14 protein-coding genes are annotated in these 16,415 nt (G+C 39.7%); 10 read left to right on the forward strand and 4 right to left on the reverse strand.

The features are described from left to right. The first annotated feature begins 53 nt into the window (after nt 1-53). The 4 genes from ACTHN6_RS09010 to ACTHN6_RS09025 all read left to right on the forward strand — a co-directional run bounded on the left by ACTHN6_RS09010 (nt 54) and on the right by ACTHN6_RS09025 (nt 4,700). Entirely contained in the window at nt 54-926 is an 873-nt protein-coding gene (locus tag ACTHN6_RS09010; RefSeq protein ID WP_440435421.1) for a glycerophosphodiester phosphodiesterase family protein, read from the forward strand. Nucleotides 927-942: 16 nt separating this feature from the next. Next, a complete protein-coding gene (locus ACTHN6_RS09015; protein WP_440435422.1) occupies nt 943-2,136 on the forward strand; it encodes a sialidase family protein in 1,194 nt (397 codons plus the stop codon). A gap of 25 nt (nt 2,137-2,161) precedes the next feature. Then, on the forward strand, nt 2,162-3,001 hold the full coding sequence (locus ACTHN6_RS09020) for a glycerophosphodiester phosphodiesterase family protein (protein WP_440435423.1): 840 nt from the start codon (nt 2,162-2,164) through the stop codon (nt 2,999-3,001). A gap of 265 nt (nt 3,002-3,266) precedes the next feature. After that, entirely contained in the window at nt 3,267-4,700 is a 1,434-nt protein-coding gene (locus ACTHN6_RS09025) for a hypothetical protein (protein ID WP_440435424.1), read from the forward strand. A 255-nt stretch (nt 4,701-4,955) separates the two neighbouring features. On the opposite strand, the gene ACTHN6_RS09030 is transcribed toward ACTHN6_RS09025, so the two are convergent. Both ACTHN6_RS09030 and ACTHN6_RS09035 read right to left on the reverse strand, forming a co-directional pair. Further along, on the reverse strand, nt 4,956-6,200 hold the full coding sequence (locus ACTHN6_RS09030) for an MFS transporter (protein WP_440435425.1): 1,245 nt from the start codon (nt 6,198-6,200) through the stop codon (nt 4,956-4,958). A gap of 95 nt (nt 6,201-6,295) precedes the next feature. Further along, a complete protein-coding gene (locus ACTHN6_RS09035) occupies nt 6,296-7,399 on the reverse strand; it encodes a sialidase family protein (protein WP_440435426.1) in 1,104 nt (367 codons plus the stop codon). Nucleotides 7,400-7,898: 499 nt separating this feature from the next. On the opposite strand from ACTHN6_RS09035, the gene ACTHN6_RS09040 reads away from it, so the two are divergent. Beyond that, nucleotides 7,899-8,837 carry a dihydrodipicolinate synthase family protein gene (locus ACTHN6_RS09040; protein ID WP_440435427.1) on the forward strand — a complete coding sequence of 313 codons (939 nt, stop codon included), beginning with the start codon at nt 7,899-7,901 and terminating at the stop codon, nt 8,835-8,837. 59 nt (nt 8,838-8,896) lie between these two features. Here the strand turns inward: ACTHN6_RS09040 and ACTHN6_RS09045 are convergent, their stop codons facing one another. Next, nucleotides 8,897-9,751: an AraC family transcriptional regulator gene (locus ACTHN6_RS09045; RefSeq protein WP_440435428.1), complete on the reverse strand. Its 855-nt coding sequence runs from the start codon at nt 9,749-9,751 to the stop codon at nt 8,897-8,899. A gap of 173 nt (nt 9,752-9,924) precedes the next feature. Here ACTHN6_RS09045 and ACTHN6_RS09050 point away from each other — a divergent pair, with 173 nt between their 5' ends. After that, on the forward strand, nt 9,925-10,374 hold the full coding sequence (locus tag ACTHN6_RS09050; RefSeq protein ID WP_440435434.1) for a KUP/HAK/KT family potassium transporter: 450 nt from the start codon (nt 9,925-9,927) through the stop codon (nt 10,372-10,374). Between the two features lie 135 nt (nt 10,375-10,509). Here the strand turns inward: ACTHN6_RS09050 and nhaD are convergent, their stop codons facing one another. Further along, the gene (nhaD, locus tag ACTHN6_RS09055) at nt 10,510-11,790 is read right to left on the reverse strand and encodes a sodium:proton antiporter NhaD (RefSeq protein ID WP_440435429.1); all 1,281 of its coding nucleotides are present in this window, start codon (nt 11,788-11,790) and stop codon (nt 10,510-10,512) included. Nucleotides 11,791-12,195: 405 nt separating this feature from the next. Between nhaD and ACTHN6_RS09060 the strand changes: the two genes are divergently transcribed. From ACTHN6_RS09060 to ACTHN6_RS09075, 4 genes are all read left to right on the forward strand, one after another. Next, nucleotides 12,196-12,567 (forward strand): hypothetical protein, encoded by a 372-nt coding sequence (locus tag ACTHN6_RS09060; RefSeq protein WP_440435430.1) that lies wholly within the window; start codon nt 12,196-12,198, stop codon nt 12,565-12,567. 206 nt (nt 12,568-12,773) lie between these two features. Beyond that, nucleotides 12,774-13,313, forward strand: coding sequence for a hypothetical protein (locus ACTHN6_RS09065; RefSeq protein WP_440435431.1), 540 nt, complete (start codon nt 12,774-12,776; stop codon nt 13,311-13,313). Between the two features lie 35 nt (nt 13,314-13,348). After that, the gene (locus tag ACTHN6_RS09070; protein ID WP_440435432.1) at nt 13,349-14,743 is read left to right on the forward strand and encodes a TolC family protein; all 1,395 of its coding nucleotides are present in this window, start codon (nt 13,349-13,351) and stop codon (nt 14,741-14,743) included. A 6-nt stretch (nt 14,744-14,749) separates the two neighbouring features. After that, nucleotides 14,750-16,415, forward strand: a 1,666-nt coding sequence (locus tag ACTHN6_RS09075; protein WP_440435433.1) for an efflux RND transporter permease subunit, incomplete at its 3' end; no start/stop codon positions are given.

The raw sequence follows: 16,415 nt of genomic DNA on the forward strand, positions 1-16,415 counted from the left end.
TTGTCTGAACTTACGTTAATAAGAAAATGATAAACCAAATTAATTTATTAAAGATGAAATTAAACAAGCTTCTTCGCATCATATTGTCCAGCCTGGTTTCCATGGCCCTGCTCCAGCCCTTACTTGCTCAAAACACACGCGTTGATACCATATTAAACGAGTTCTATCACCACCCGGAACATGTGATGGTTACAGCCCACCGGTCGGCACATTTGGTTGATCCTGAGAATTCGCTGGCAGCCATAAGGAAGGCCATAAAAACAGGTGCAGATATCATAGAACTCGATGTTCGCAAAACCAAAGATGGTGTGTATGTATTATCGCACGACAAAAATATCGACCGCATTACTTCAAGTAAAGGTGAAGTGAGCAGTTACACTTTTGATGAATTGAAACAAATACCATTATTGCAAAACGGGCAAGCAACCAGCGAAAGAATTCCAACATTTGAAAGTGCGCTGCGGGCGGCAAAAGATCACATCATGGTTGATATTGATTTTAAATTAGACTCTCTTGAAGATGCAATAAATGTTTGCAAAATTATTCGCGAAACAGGCATGCAAAAACAGGTGCTGTTTTTTGTGTATGATTACCGCTATACTTCTACGGTGGACAGCATTGACAATTCAATTGCAGTAATGCCCCGTGCTTACAGGAAGGAAGATGTTCTGGACATTTTAAAAAACTACAAAGTGCCGGTTATACATGTTGATCCAGGTTTTTATAACCATACATTGATGGGGCAAATCAGGAGCCAGAATGTTCGTGTGTGGTTAAATGCTTTAGGTAAATTTGATGACCTTGAAAAAACGAAGAAGAATTCGGGCTACGACAGCCTCTTACAAATGAAAGCCGTGAACGTAATTCAAACAGACTATCCGGCAAACCTTTTAAAATATTTACGGGAACGGGGCCTGCACAGGTAAATCAAAATAATTATCAATGAAAAAATTCAAACTTTTATTCGTATTGGTTTTATTGATAAATGGCATTGCATACAGTCAAACTGCAACCTTAAATGCTATGGTTAAAAGCATGCTTATTTTTCCGCCCCAGCCTTTGCACACGCATGGCAGCTCCATAGTGAATCTCCCCAATGGTGATTTTCTTGCAGCGTGGTTTGAAGGCAGTGGGGAACGAACCGCCGATGATGTAAAAATTATGGGGGCACGTTTAAAAAAAGGTGAGGCTGTATGGAGTAAACCATTCCTCATGGCTGATACCTACAATATCCCGGATTGTAACCCCGTGCTCTTTCTTAATCATCAAAATAAATTATTCCTCGTTTGGATAGCGGTGCAGGCCAACCGTTGGGAATATTCAATTCTTAAATACAAAACATCCATTGATTATAATAAGAATGGAGCGCCTGTATGGAACTGGCAGGATAATATTCTATTAAAACCAAATGAGAATTTTGCAAAAGAAGCAACATCTAAATTTAAAGATTTACCTAACGGCACATCGGCTTGGGCAGCTTATGCTCCTGAATATGATAAAATGATCATTGATGCTGCTAAAGATGAAGGCAAACGAAGCATTGGCTGGATGACAAGAATTAAACCATTGCTTTTAGGAGAAAATAAAATATTGCTTCCGCTGTATTCCGATGGTTTTAATTTTTCACTGGTTGCCATTTCTGATGATGACGGAACAAACTGGCAACCCAGCCTGCCAATAGTTGGAAGAGGCAATGTGCAGCCTTCTTTGATTCAAAAAAAAGATGGAACGATTGTATCGTATATGCGCGATAATGGCGATACGCCACCAAGGGTTCAGGTAAGTGAGTCTGTTGATACAGGAAGAACCTGGACAGCAGCGCAAAAAACAGAAATTCCCAATACCGCCAGCGTGCAGGTATTAAAGCTTAGCGATGGAAGATGGGCATTTATTGGCAATGATATTGATGATGGGCGTTATCAAATAAGCCTGTATTTATCTGATGATGAAGGAAAAACATGGAACTGGAAAACACATCTTGAACAGGTTAAAAAAGGTGAAGGAAGTTTTTCATATCCTTCCATGCTGCAGGCTGCTGATGGAATGCTGCACATAACGTATTCTTACCAGCAGCAGGAAAAATTGGAATCTATAAAATACGTTGTTGTAAACCCTGCATTGATACCGGGAAATTGACAATTCATAAAACCTCATTTTATTTGTGAGAAAACTTTTAATTATACTATTCACTTTCCTGTTTACCTGCATTGTAAGCGCATACAATATCATTAACCAAAACAGCTATATACGGCAATCAACGCCTTTGCCAAAAACGAAGCATGCATTAGTTGTAATAGCACATCGCGGAAGCCATTTAAACGTTCCTGAAAACACATTGGCTGCTTATGAAAACGCTATAAAAGAAGGTGTGGATTATATAGAAACAGACCTGCGCACTACCAAAGATGGCCACCTGGTTATTATGCATGATGCAGCTGTTTCCAGGATGACAGGAATGCAAGGGCAGGTAAAAGATTTGAATTATAATGACATCAAAGACCTGGAAATAAAACCTGTTGTTAAAGGAGATACTGCAGCTTATCACATTCCTGAGTTTGCCGATGTATTGAATGTATGTAAAGGAAGAATTAATATTTATCTGGATTTTAAAGATGCTGATGTGAAGAAAACATACAGGTTATTAAAAGACTACGGGATGCAAAACAATGTGGTGGTTTATTTGAATAAAGAAGAACAATATGAACAATGGAAAAAGGTTGCGCCGCAGGTTCCACTCATGTCAAGCCTTCCGGAAAATGCGGACATCCTTCAACTGAATAATTTCCTGGCCGCAAAACATTTGGATGTAGTGGATAATGCATATACTGTTAATTTGGTTAACCTCGTGCATAAAAGAAAAATCGCAGTGTGGCTCGATGTGCAGCGTGAGGATGAAGGGCCGGCAACGTGGAAACAGGCATTGAAGCAGGGGGCAGATGGATTACAAACAGATCATCCTGAAAAGCTGATAAAATACCTGAAAAGCCAAGGGAAAAGATAACGCTGTTATAGATTAATAGGTTGTGCGATTGAATTATAAGGTTAAGTTTTTAGCTTGATGAGATGCCCAGTCAAGCTGGGCATGACGTTTAAATGGTTGTGTTTTACACTTGCCTTCTAAACAGGCAAGAAGCTCATAAACTTCTCACACGTCATTCCCACGAAAGTGGGAATCTCCTGAGCGATCTTAAAGCCCTTTATTAGTTCACTTTACTAATCGTGCAACAGATTAGGTTATACTTCATCTACAACTTCAAATTAAAAAAATGAATGCATTGGAAGCGACAGTAGCCGCGCAGCGCAGTACCTCAATTAAACATAAGCCTTCGCGGTTGTTCTTCATTTTATTTCCTGCTGTATCGATGCTGTTAGGCTGGGGTTTACGCGGATTTATTGGCGGAGGGCCTTATGGCGCCATGATTCCCGGTGCCATGGTTATGATCGCTATTTGCATGTTGCTTGATGTACCGCTTTTGTTTGCTGCAATAGCAGTGGTTTTCGGAACTGCCGGAACAGCGATGGGTGGTGAAATGACTTACGGGCAAACCATTGGTTTTCTTAGAGACACTGACACGGTTTGGTGGGGCTTTACAGGCACCAGTGTTAAAGGTGGTGTTTGGGGATTAAGCAGCGGATTATTTATTGGTTTGGGATTAGTGCATGAGCGCATTAAAGTCAAAACCATTATTACTGGTTTTCTGATATTTTTAATTGGTTTTGTGATAGGCCTGAAATTAATTAACGATCCTAAAATCATATATTTTTCAGACCCGTTCAATCAACCACGAAAGGAATCATGGGCAGGGTTATTGTTTGCTTCAGCCGGGTTATTAATTTACCTGAGAACAAAAATAACAGCCATGGATTTCAGGATCATCTTACACTTTGTATGGTATGGTTTGCTTGGAGGTGCATTAGGCTTTGGGTTTGGTTCGCTTTGGATTACGGTAGGAGCTAAATATGGCGCCCGGCTTTTGGTTGTTGACTGGTGGAAGATGATGGAGTTTTCATTTGGGTTTTTATTGGGCGGCTTTCTTGGTTTTGCAGCATGGAAATGCAGGAATATAAACGCTGGCACTTATCCAAAGATGGAAACAAAGATCAGTAAGTCATTTTTCATTGAATTGATTGCTGCTTTGTTTATTGGAGTATTTATTTATGTGGTCATGCAGTTATTTGAATCGTACCTGGAAACAATTAATGGCCGCAATGGAATATTTTATGCATCTATTGCCACAACAGGAAGGGTACTTACCAGTTATTTATTTATTGGCTGCATGTTAATTCTTATAGCGCTGTGTTGGCCATACCTCGGCTTTCAAATTGCAGTTACATTAACCTTTTGCCACTGCATGATCGATCTTGTTACCGATGATCGTCTTTTCCCCGGATTACAGTCTCTGCCATTGTTTTTCATAATCACAACCGTTCCTTCATTTATCGTTAGTGTGTTGGTTGCTCTATTTCAAAGAAAACCATTTGTTCTACAATCAATGTTTTTGATATTGGTATGGTCTACCACCGCAGTAGCTGTAATAAGAATGATTGCAGGCGGTGAATTTATCTTTAACAGTCAGCATTCGTTAAGCCAGGTAATCATTGGAGACCTGTTTGTGTTTAATGTGTTTATTATCTCTGCTATATTGGTATCGGGAATGGTTGTAAAAAACAAAGCTATCGGGGTTCGTGAAGTGGTGTAAATAACTTCCGGAATATTACCAAGGCCTTCTTATCAATCTACAATTTATTTAACGTGAATTCGGGATAAAAATGTTGAGATTGCATGTTATGAAATTGAAGTGATTGGCAAAACAGGAAGTTCTTCAAGCGTCATTTCGACGATAGAAGAAATCTCTTAGCATTCAACCAGCTTAAATTTTGGAGATGTCTCGTTACCTCAACATGGCGGCGTAAGTTCCTGCCTGATTTGCAAACATCTTCATTATTATAATTTCTTATCCCGGATGCACTTTATTTACATACTTAGGCTTTAATACCGTAAGTACCAAAATGATAGCTGCCAGCACCACAAGGCCAAGAATAGCAAAATCCCGGCCCAGCGTTCCTGAATCTGCTGATTCGCCAAGGAAGTTTGTTATGAATGCGCCTGATGATATTCCAACAAGGTTCATTAATCCATAGCCCGTAGCGCGATGGCGCGGTGATGCAAACTGGCAGAGGACGGGCATATTGTTCACATCAAACATACCGAAGCCAAAGCCAAAACCAATGGCGCCAATTATAACAGGAACAATGTTTCCACCCAATCCAATTAATAATAACGATGGTATAGTTAATCCGAGACCAATAACGCCGGTATAAATCCTGCCCCGTAAATTACGTTGCACCCACCTGTCGGAAATAATTCCGCCACCCAATACGCCTATCAAAGAAGAGAGCGATAAAGTTATTGTTGCAATGGGCCCGGCATAGTCCATGTTAATATCAAGGGATGTGGATATAAGTGTAGGCAGCCAATTCTTAGCTGCCCACCCCGGAAAACTTGGTGCGGCAAAATAAAATAAGATCACCCAGAAGGTTATGGTTTTTAATAAAGTGCCCATACCTTTTAAAGCTGATCCAACCTCCCGAAAAAAAGTTTGGCCGGCATGTTTTTCATCCTGGCTGCCACGTTTTTCTTTTAAAAAAAATATTAAGATTAAGCTGTAAGCAATCCCAATAAACCCAAATACATGAAAGGTGGTTTCCCATGAAAAATTAGTGGCAAAAATGGCCCCGAAACCACCGAAAGCCTGTCCCAGGTAAATCCCGGTCATGTGGATTCCGATAGCCAGCGACCTGGTTTTTCCTTCATGATAATCGGCTATCACAGCCAGGCCTGCAGGCATATAAAAAGCCTCGCTAATACCCATGATACCCCGCAAAATATACAGTTGATTAAATTCTGTACAAAATCCCATTAGCATAGTAACGGCAGACCATACAAACAAACTGCCTGTAATTAACCATTTCCTGTTTATCCTGTCTGCTATTAATCCTGAAACGGGGCTCATGAAAGCATATATCCAAAGAAAAATTGCCATCAGCCTGCCAAAGTTGGCAGCACTTTCCAGCTCGGCAAAAGTCGTCATCATAGCTGGCTTCATGGTAGCAAGCATCTGCCGGTCCATATAATTCAATAGCGCTACGCCCCACAAAAGCATAACCACTACCCACGGATAAATTTTTTTATTTTTCATAATATTTATCATTCGGCGAGTTGTTAATGGTGAATATTGATTAAAGTGCTTTAAACATGCGATTACTACCCACAACTGCCACTCACCCTCACCACTCACTTTGCATTTTTCAATATCCATTCTTTCGTGGCCATCCAATAAGCAATTTTTTTCCGGTTAAAAGTGTACGTTACGGCAATGCTGTCATTAAAACTAATAATGGCCGGATAGGAAAATTCTTCATCCGGCTTACCGTTTTCTAAATCTATTTTTTTCGGCCATGTTTTGCCATTATCAAATGAAATTGCAAGCGCCAGTTTACCCCGTGAACCCCAGTTTTTTGTTGTTGGATTATAGGCCAATACCAGTGTGCCATCCGATAGTTTAGCCACATCAATACCACTGTTGGGATTAGGCAAAGAAGTTTTATAAACTGGCGACCATGTTTTGCCATAATCTTTGGAATCGCTGCGGCATATTATGCCTGACGTACTTCTCAGCAGTGCGTGTACCTGTCCCGGCGCTGATTCCCAGAGCGTGGGTTGTATAATTCCTTTGCCTGTTATTTCTTTGCGATCAAGCTGCAGGTACGGTGTAGCTTCCCATGTTTTGCCTTCATCTTGGCTGCGGTCGAAAAAAGCATTCCACATACCTTGCTCATTAGAAGCACCGGCAAGCCATGTACCATTGGACAATATGATCATCTTATTTCGAACAGGGCCGCGGCCGCCATGATCGCCTTTAACCAATTCCGTAGCCTCTGACCATGTTTTACCTTCATCGTCTGAAGTCTTTAACCAGGTTTCCCATTGAGGAATTTCTTTCCCGGCTTTGAAGAAAAGATAAATCCTTCCTTCCGGCGACTGGAATAAAACCGGGTTCCAATGCGGTGTATTATTAATTTTTGCCACTTCAAATGTTTTGCCCCATGCGCCGGGCCTTCCTGTCGTCATCCATATACCAACATCATCATTTTTTTCTTCCGTACCACCAAACCATGCTGCCATAAATGCGCCGCTTTTTAAATGGATGATAGTGGAAGCATGGCATTCAGGATAAGACTGGTCGTCTCCAAAAAGAAAACCTTTAAGCGGAAGAGAATCCAATTGATTAATGGTTTTCATTTTTCCGGCAATTAAAGCGTTTGAAAAACAATTGTATTGTATAAAGAATACAAAAAAAAGAAGGCTTGTTTGCTTTAAAAAAAATGTTCTTTTCATTCGTACAAGTTTGTTTTTTTTAGTTGTCTCATGGAACCCCGCTCATGTTGTCCTGTGTGAGAAAAAATTATCATGCTCGGTTTCATTTTATAAAATTTCTGTTGAGTAGCATAATTAATAGTAGTAATGTTATGTCAATAGTCGCATTTAAATGAGCAGTGAATGGCTGTTGTGAGTAAAAGCCCCGTTTACAGAAAACCACCGCTATTCACCACCGACAACTAACGCTTAACTTAACAACGGCCTCAATTTTAAAATGTATAGTTATTTATATGGCGTTGTAAAAAGTTCCGAAAAATACTTTCAATTTTTTGGCTTCAGAAATTTTTTGAACACTTATGACAAGATGCTACACTTGATTGATAAGATTAGGAAAAGAAAACCCCTTCTTAGTGTTTTATTTTGTGAGAAGCAAGCAATTGCTAATCCTTAATTAAAAAAGCAATCGAAAATTCCACTGTCCTGGCCTTTTAAAAACGCAAAGACAAAAAAACATTCAATGAAAGAAAATGCTGAACGAAAGTTCATACCTGTTATGTTAACCCCATTTAAAGATGATGGAAGAATTGATTTTGACGGCCTTACCATGCTAACAGAATTTTATATGCAGGCAGGTGCAAAGGGGTTATTTGCCAATTGCCAGTCCAGTGAAACATTTCATTTAAGCGATGAAGAAAAATTGCAGATTGTAAAGCATACAATAAAAGTTGCTGGTGGAAAAGTACCCGTAGTGGCGGTTGGCAATTTTGGAACAACAATAGCCGCGCAGGCCGGTTTTGTAAGAAATATCTTTGACACCGGCGTTAAAGCTGTTATTATAATTACAAGCCTTATTGCTGGAGAGAATGAAAGCAATGAAGTTTTTGATGGGCGGGTTTTTGAACTATTCGATCTTACCGGCGAAATACCGCTTGGATTTTACGAATGCCCTGAGCCGTATAAAAGATTATTGTCGGCAGAGCAACTTGAAAAATTTGTAGCTACCGGCAGAATTATATACCACAAAGACACTTGTCTTGATATAGAAATGGTAAAAGAGAAATTGAAAGTAACAAGCGGCATTGATACATTCGGGTTATATGATGCTTATGCGGTAAATGCCGTAGCTTCTTTAAAAGCCGGGGCAGCAGGTCTTTCGTGCATTCAGGGTAATTTTTTTCCTGAACTGATTGTGTGGTTGTGCAATCACTTTGACAACATTAACGCTACCGGAAACGTAAATAAAGCACAACAATTTTTAACTGACAACATGGAAGTTATTCATTATGCTTATCCTGTAGTTGCTAAATATTATCTTCAAAAACGCGGATTAAATATTTCCACTTTTTCAAGAACCAGTACGGAAGCTTTTACTTCAGCCGTAAAAGATAAAGTGGACCGCCTCTATGATGAATATCATCTTCTCAGTGAAGCGTTAGCCATCAGTTCAATTTCATAATGAGCAAATACAATGATCTAAAAAGGCTTATTCAATAAAAGAAAACTTTTATTGCACTTTTAGTTCATCAGGTACTCCCGTTTATAAGTTAAAGGTGTTATGCCAATTACTTTTTTAAATTGCCGGTAAAAATTAGAAATATTATAGAACCCGCACCTGTCTGCAATCTGGTCAACAGACATTTTATCTTCTATTAAAAAATGACAGGCATGGCTAATGCGGATCTCGGTAAGAAAATCGTAATAGGTTTTATTGGTCATTAATTTAAAATAGCGGCAAAATGAAGTTGTTGTAAGATTACTGATGGCTGCTATCTGCTCCAAAGTGATGGGTTGTGAATAATTGGCCATCGTGTAGCTATATACCAGGTTCAAACGTTCCGTTTCATATTTATTAGACTGATAAAAACTTGTTTCTTTGGTAACCTGGCAATAGTCTTTTGTTTCAGATAAAACCTTAAGGATAGAAAGTAAAGCAATCAGCCGGTCAAGGCCTTCCGCCTTTGATGCAGCTTCAATTAATGGAATAAGCCTATCACGGGACCGGTTAGTAATTACCATCCCCATTTTTGCCTTTTCAAAAAGCAAGGGCAGCAGGCGGGCTTCCGGTAACGACAGCATATCATTGCCCATAAAATTTGATGAAAAATGAAGCACAATCGCTTCCACGCCATATTGCCCATTACAACTTTCCCTGCAATGCCATTTATGCGGCAGGTTCTCTCCCAGCAGCACAATTTCACCATCGGAAAAGTTACTGATATTATCACCAATAAAGCGAACGCCTTCACCCTTAATAAGATAATGTAATTCCAGTTCAGGATGATAATGCCATAACGATCCAAAGGAAGAATCACGGCGGATACTGAACGATGATTCTAACGGTTGTGGTACTTTATGGAAATGAGGTTTCATAAATACAGAGCGCTACTATTGCAATTTGGTTATCTAAAAGTAGATAAAAAACGTTTTGCCAGTTTAAAAAATCGAAATGTATATCGAGATGCAAATAAGATCAGGAAAAGCTTATTAAGAAAAAATGATATTTTAAATGTGTAAAAGCTTAATAGCTAAAAATGTCTTTTTGAATATTTTCAAATTGGTTCGTTGCGGACGAACTTGCTGCCGACCTTCAAAAGTTTCCTCATGGAGGTTATGTAACTTTAATTGCCGGCAGCCTTTTGTTTCTTGTAATGTATGTATGGTACCGAAGTCGTAAAATAAAAAACAGGTACGTGGAATTTGTAAGGATGGAACACTATATTCCGTTAATACAAGAATTAAGTAATGATAAATCGATACCGAAATATGCCACAAACCTTGTCTATTTAACAAGTGCCAATAATCCAAAAGAAATTGAACATAAGATCATATATTCCATATTAAATAAGAAGCCAAAACGTGCAGATATATACTGGTTTATTCATGTTAACACGCTTGATGACCCCTTTCTGGCAAAGCATTGCTATAAGAATCTCAATTTAAAAGATATCGGTTGTTATAGGAATGCCAACACCGGATTCATACAGACACCATAGTTATAAAGCGCAAAAATTCCAGATGGAAGTATAATACATACAGGCAGTAAAATTTGATATGCTTTTTAGTTCTGAAAGTACTGCGGCTCGTCTTCGCAGAAAAGCGACACCATAACTTTTACCAAGATCGCATTATCATCCGAAAAAATAATGTTGCAATAGAAATATTATGATCCCTGCAAAATAACCAAGCAGCGCCAGCAAGCTTATCTTTTTAAGATACCAGAAAAAGTTTATTCTTTCAATGCCCATAGCGACTACACCGGCTGCAGAACCTATAATAAGCGCACTGCCTCCGGTTCCTGTGCAAAAAGCAAGAAATTCCCAGAAAAAACTATCAGTTGGATATTGGCTAAGGCTATACATGCCCTGCGCTGCAGCAACAAGCGGCACATTATCAACTATAGCCGATAAAAGCCCGATAGCAATAACAATAATCCTCTCGCTCCTGATAGTTGCCGTAAGCCATCCGGACAAATCAGTTAAAATACCTGATGATTGCAATGAAGCCACGCTCAATAAAATGCCCAGGAAAAATAAGACGCTGGGCGTATCTATCTTGCGAAGAGCATACGATACAGATAATGCGCCTTTATCTTCAACGTCGTCTTTTTGGCGTAAAATCTCGGTAATTATCCAAAGTAATGATAGGCCTAAAAGTACACCCATATAAGGTGGCAGGTGCGTGATGGTTTTAAAAACAGGCACCATTATTAAAACAACAACACTTGAAAAAAAGATAATGTATTGCTGTTTTTTAGGAATATTTTTTCCTCGGTTATTATCAATATCAACGGGCTTTTCTATATCGCCTTTTAAACGAAAACTCATGTAGATTAAGGGAACAATAATGCAGGCGAGACTTGGAAAAAAACAAGCTTTAATAATATTAAGCGCCGTAACTTGGCCGCCTATCCAGAGCATGGTGGTAGAAATATCGCCAATAGGCGACCATGCGCCGCCTGCATTGGCTGCTATTACAGTCATGCCGGCAAAAAACAAACGATCTTCCTGGTTTTTAATAAGCTTGTTTAAAAGCGATAATATTACAATCGTTGTAGTAAGATTATCAAGTACAGCGGAAAGAAAAAAAGTTATGAATGAAACAATCCAAAGCAGTTTTACTTTATTAGTTTGATTAATTCGTGTAGTAATAATATCAAATCCGTTATATAAATCAGCCAGTTCAACTATTGTCATCGCCCCAAGCAGAAAAAACAAAATCCCGGAGAGTTCACCCAAATGATGAGCCAGTTCTTCACCAACCAATTCCTTATCTGTTGCGTTCAAAATAAAAATTGTCCAGCAAAGCACTGCAGTTATTAAAGCCGAGGCTGCTTTGTTTATTTTAATGCTGTGCTCAAGTGTTATCAGCAAATAACCTGTAATAAAGACTGCAATTATTGATCCCGTCATTTAATTAATATTGTTTTATAATGTACCAATCCAGGTTGTGGCAAGCAGGAGTTACACCTGCTTCGGTCAAATATAAATTGAATTACACTAGGCCTCAGCAATTTACCACAGAATCATAAATCAGTAATTTTGCAAAAACTTGTTTTGCCTGCCCTGTAACTGGATATGGCTGGCTGTGTTTGTGAGCTTCATCCTGCTGCAATCTTCGTTTACCACGTTTTGCCCGTTTGAAAAATGCCGGCCGCTGCAAAGCGAATAGCTTTGGATGAGCTTATGGGTAACCCCAGGAAAATTCCGGCAATTTTTAGTAACGATTACATTTTAAATTAACATTATAATTAGCCGGCAGGTGAATGTGTGTTGTCTTATTATTTTTGTAAGGCTTCAAAAAGCTATGTATAAATAATGTATAAGAAAATAAGCTGTCTTTCTTTTTTATATAAGGGTGTATATCTTACACTTTTCAGCCTGTTATTCTTCATGCAGCTCCAGCCAAAATTTATCGAAGCTTCTAATGATTTCATCAGTATTAAACCTAGTTCTGTACAAAAAACATCATACGATAACAGAACCGAAGCGCAAACAACCAGTAAGGAAACATTTATAAAAGTAAGCAAGCGTTTTGATGTAAGCAGCCAATTCATCTTATCGCCCGCATTTCTGGTTTCTAAAACAATTTACGAATCTTCTTACGTCTGGGTATTATACAAAGAGGTGTTTGTAAAAAATAATAATTGCCTGCAACGCCTGTTGCGGGGCCCGCCATCTTTTTTCTGACATACATAGAAACTGTTTGAATTTTTTCTGCCTTGATGAATTTTATGGAGATAAATATTCACTGGCAACCTTCTTTCTTCGTACACTAAATCAATAAACTAAATCAAACAATTTCTAATTCTCCAATGTTCCTGTATCCAGTTATTATAGTTCATGTTTTATTCATAGCATGAACAAAGAATTTTATAATTCAATTTCCTTGCACAATGAAACTTTTATTTGCATTACTTGTAACTATTGCTGCAAATGCACAGCATAAGGAGCTGCCCGCTTATGGTATATATAAATCAGGCGATAATTATGCGACGCATATTCTATCAAACAGTTTTTCAGAAAAAAACAGTCATCATAAGTTAAGAAACACATCAACGCATCGCGTTTACGTAAAAAACAATAACGCTTCTGTCTCCTATAAATACGCAGATATATGGGGAATAAGAACGAAGGGAACCGACTGGCGCATCTTCAACAATAAACTATACAAAGTTGTTTATGCCGGCAAGGCGTATGTGTATATACGCCCCACACGAAACGATTTTACACAACCCGGTATAACAAAATTTCAAACAACGTGGTTTAGCGTTACTGCAAACGGGCCGTTGTATGAGCTTACGCGAAACAACCTTCTTTCGGCATACAGCAGCAATGCTGCATTGGTATCTAAAGTAAGCAGCATGAAAGAAAATAAGGTTGTTAACAGGAAAGACAAAACCACCGGTGAATATGAATTTATCTCCTGGCTTTAGCAGGATTAAAAATTTCTAAATCAGAATAATCATTTATGAAAGGATTTTGGAAAAAACCCCTCATCTTTCTTTTCTCTTTAACCTGTTTTTTTAAAGTAAATGCACAGGTACAGCATTCGCACAATTTTTCTTTATATGATCTGGTACAGCATGCTGTTAAATACTCGCCCGTGCTTAAAAGCAAGCAGGCTTCCATAAACGCCTCCATGGCAGATAAGCAAAGTGTAAAAGATGAATTTATTCCAACTGCCGTTATTGGCGATGAGGTTATAGTTGGCACAGACAATTCTTTGCCCGGCGCTTATTTATCAAGAGGCATAATCCCCTCAGCTTCTGCAGGCATACACCCTTCCAATAACTGGCAGCCTGCCACCGGCAATTTTGCCGTGCTGAGCAGTGAATATGAAATTGCTTCGTTTGGTTATAAAGACGCCCGTTTAAAAAATGCACAGGCCGCAATAAGTGTAAGTGAAGATGATAAACGCCGTGAAGAATACTTATTAAAATGGCGTTTAAGCAAATTGTATTTTACATTACGCAAGCAGCAATTACAGGTGGCCATTGAAGCGCAGAATGTAAACAGGTATGAAGAATTGTTTAAGATAATACGCGGCATTGCCCTTAGCGGTTTGAAAGCTGGGGCAGATTCATCACAGGCGCTGGCAGAGCTGTCGAGAACAAAGATTGATTATAACAATGCGGTTAAAGAAACGCAGCTTGTAAAACAGGAAATAGCGTATTTAACGGGTGTAAGTGTAGATAGCATTGAAGCGGATACTACAGAAACAGCGCACCAGATAGCCGTAATGAAAATTATGGGCAATTTATCTGACACGGCAAAAAACCCTTTGCTTGATTATTTCAAAACAAAACAATTATTATATCAAAGCAATGCCGACGTTATCAGCAAAAGTTACCGGCCGCATTTAACTTTAAACGGAACGGTATGGGCACGCGGTTCAAGTATTGATTATAACAGCAGCTATAAATCACTGGCTGATGGTTTGGGTTACCAGCGGTATAATTACCTCGCCGGCATAAGCTTGTTTTATAACCTTGCAGGTTTGGTACAGAAGCGGGATAAACTTGCTTCCAACAAACAAAAAATTATAGCGGCGCAGTTTGATGTGCAACACCAGCAGCAAACGCTTGATAATGTAAACAAACAGGCCGACAGGATTTTGGATATGGCCGCGGCCGATCTGAAGGAAATCCCTGTTCAGTTGCGTGCTGCAACTGATGCCTTGAACCAAAAAACGGCACAGTATAAAGCAGGCATTATCAACCTGGTTGATCTTACCAACGCTAACTATGTTTTATACCGGGCCCAAACAGATTATGCGCAGGTTTTGAATGATTGGTTCTTAGCCAATGTTGATAAATCTGCTGCCACAGGTACACTCGATCTATTCATTCAATCTTTAAATTAATCATACATGCTAAAAGGCGCATTAAAAAGGCCTGTTACCGTAATCGTATTGTTCGCCGGCCTGTTGTTGTTTTCAATAGTAGCGCTGCGTTCAATACCCATTGATATTTTTCCCAACCTCAATTCGCCAACCATATATGTAATTGAATCGTATGGCGGCATGTCGCCGCAGCAAATGGAAGGCTTCTTTTCCACGCGCATGCAGGACCAGTTTTTATATGTGAACGGCGTAAAAAATATCGAGAGTAAAAACATACAGGGCCTTACGCTCATTAAATTATCTTTTTATGAAGGCGCTAATATGGCCGAAGCTTCGGCGCAGGTTGCTTTGCAGGTAAACCGTGCCATGAAGTTCTTTCCGCCGGGCGCTTTGCCGCCGCAGGTGGTGCGTTTTGATGCATCTTCATTGCCTGTTGGCGAGCTGGTGTTAAGCAGCAAAACAAAATCATTAAAAGATATTTACGATTTGGCGGCAACCCGCATACGGCCCATGTTTTCAACGGTGAAAGGCTTATCGGCGCCACCGCCGTTTGGCGCTAACTCACGCTCTGTAATTGTAAATGTTGACCCTGAAAAATTACGGCGTTTTAATATTTCGCCCGACCAGGTGGTTGAAGCAATTGCAAAGAATAATTTAATGACGCCATCGGGCAACCTGCGTATTGACAGCCTGATGTATGTAACCACCGTAAACTCGCTTGAGGAAACCGTGCAACAGTTTGCTGAAATACCCATCATGACCAAGGGCGCCGGCGCCGTCTTTATCCGTGATGTGGCAACAGTGGAAGACGCATCGGATATAACGGTTGATTATGCGCTCATCAACGGCAAGCGCTCCGTATATATTCCAGTTGTAAAAACAGCCGACGCTTCCACCTGGGAAGTAGTGCAATCATTAAAACAGAAGATACCCGATATGCAGAGTTTGCTGCCCGACGATGTGCGGGTTTCTTATGCTTTCGACCAGTCAGTATTCGTAATGAATGCTGTAAAAAGTTTGATGACGGAAGGCATTCTCGGCGCGGTGCTCACAGGTTTAATGGTATTGTTGTTTTTGAAAGACTGGCGCAGCAGCGTGGTGGTGATCATCACCATTCCTGTTGCTATATTAAGCAGTGTTTTGCTGCTGAACCTTACAGGCCAAACCATCAATATCATGACGTTAAGCGGCCTTGCTTTGGCCATTGGCGTATTGGTTGACCAGGCTACGGTAACGATAGAAAATATTCACCAGCATCTGGAAATGGGCAAACCAAAACGGCAGGCTATTTTAGATGCCTGCCAGGAAATAGCTTTCCCCTTGTTGCTCATATTGCTTTGCATCCTCGCGGTATTTGCGCCATCATTTATCATGACCGGTGTACCCAAAGCCATGTTCCTTCCGTTGTCTTTATCCATTGGCTTTGCCATGATCGTTTCTTATATCGCGGCGCAAACGCTGGTGCCGGTTATATCAAACTGGGTGCTAAAAGCAGAAAAATTTCAATATCATCATGCAACAATTGACCATGCGCATGCCGGCCTGGCATTGAATGAAAAAGAGGTTGATGAAGTAGTAATGCACACGGAAGAAGATACGAAGCATGCATCTGAAAACAATTTCTTCCAGCGTCTGAAAATGCGGCTGGTAAACAGTTTGCAGCGATGGATGCCTAACAGAAAACCCATCGTTA

The organism is Parafilimonas sp., from assembly GCF_051953455.1.
Classification (GTDB): Bacteria; Bacteroidota; Bacteroidia; order Chitinophagales; family Chitinophagaceae; genus Parafilimonas.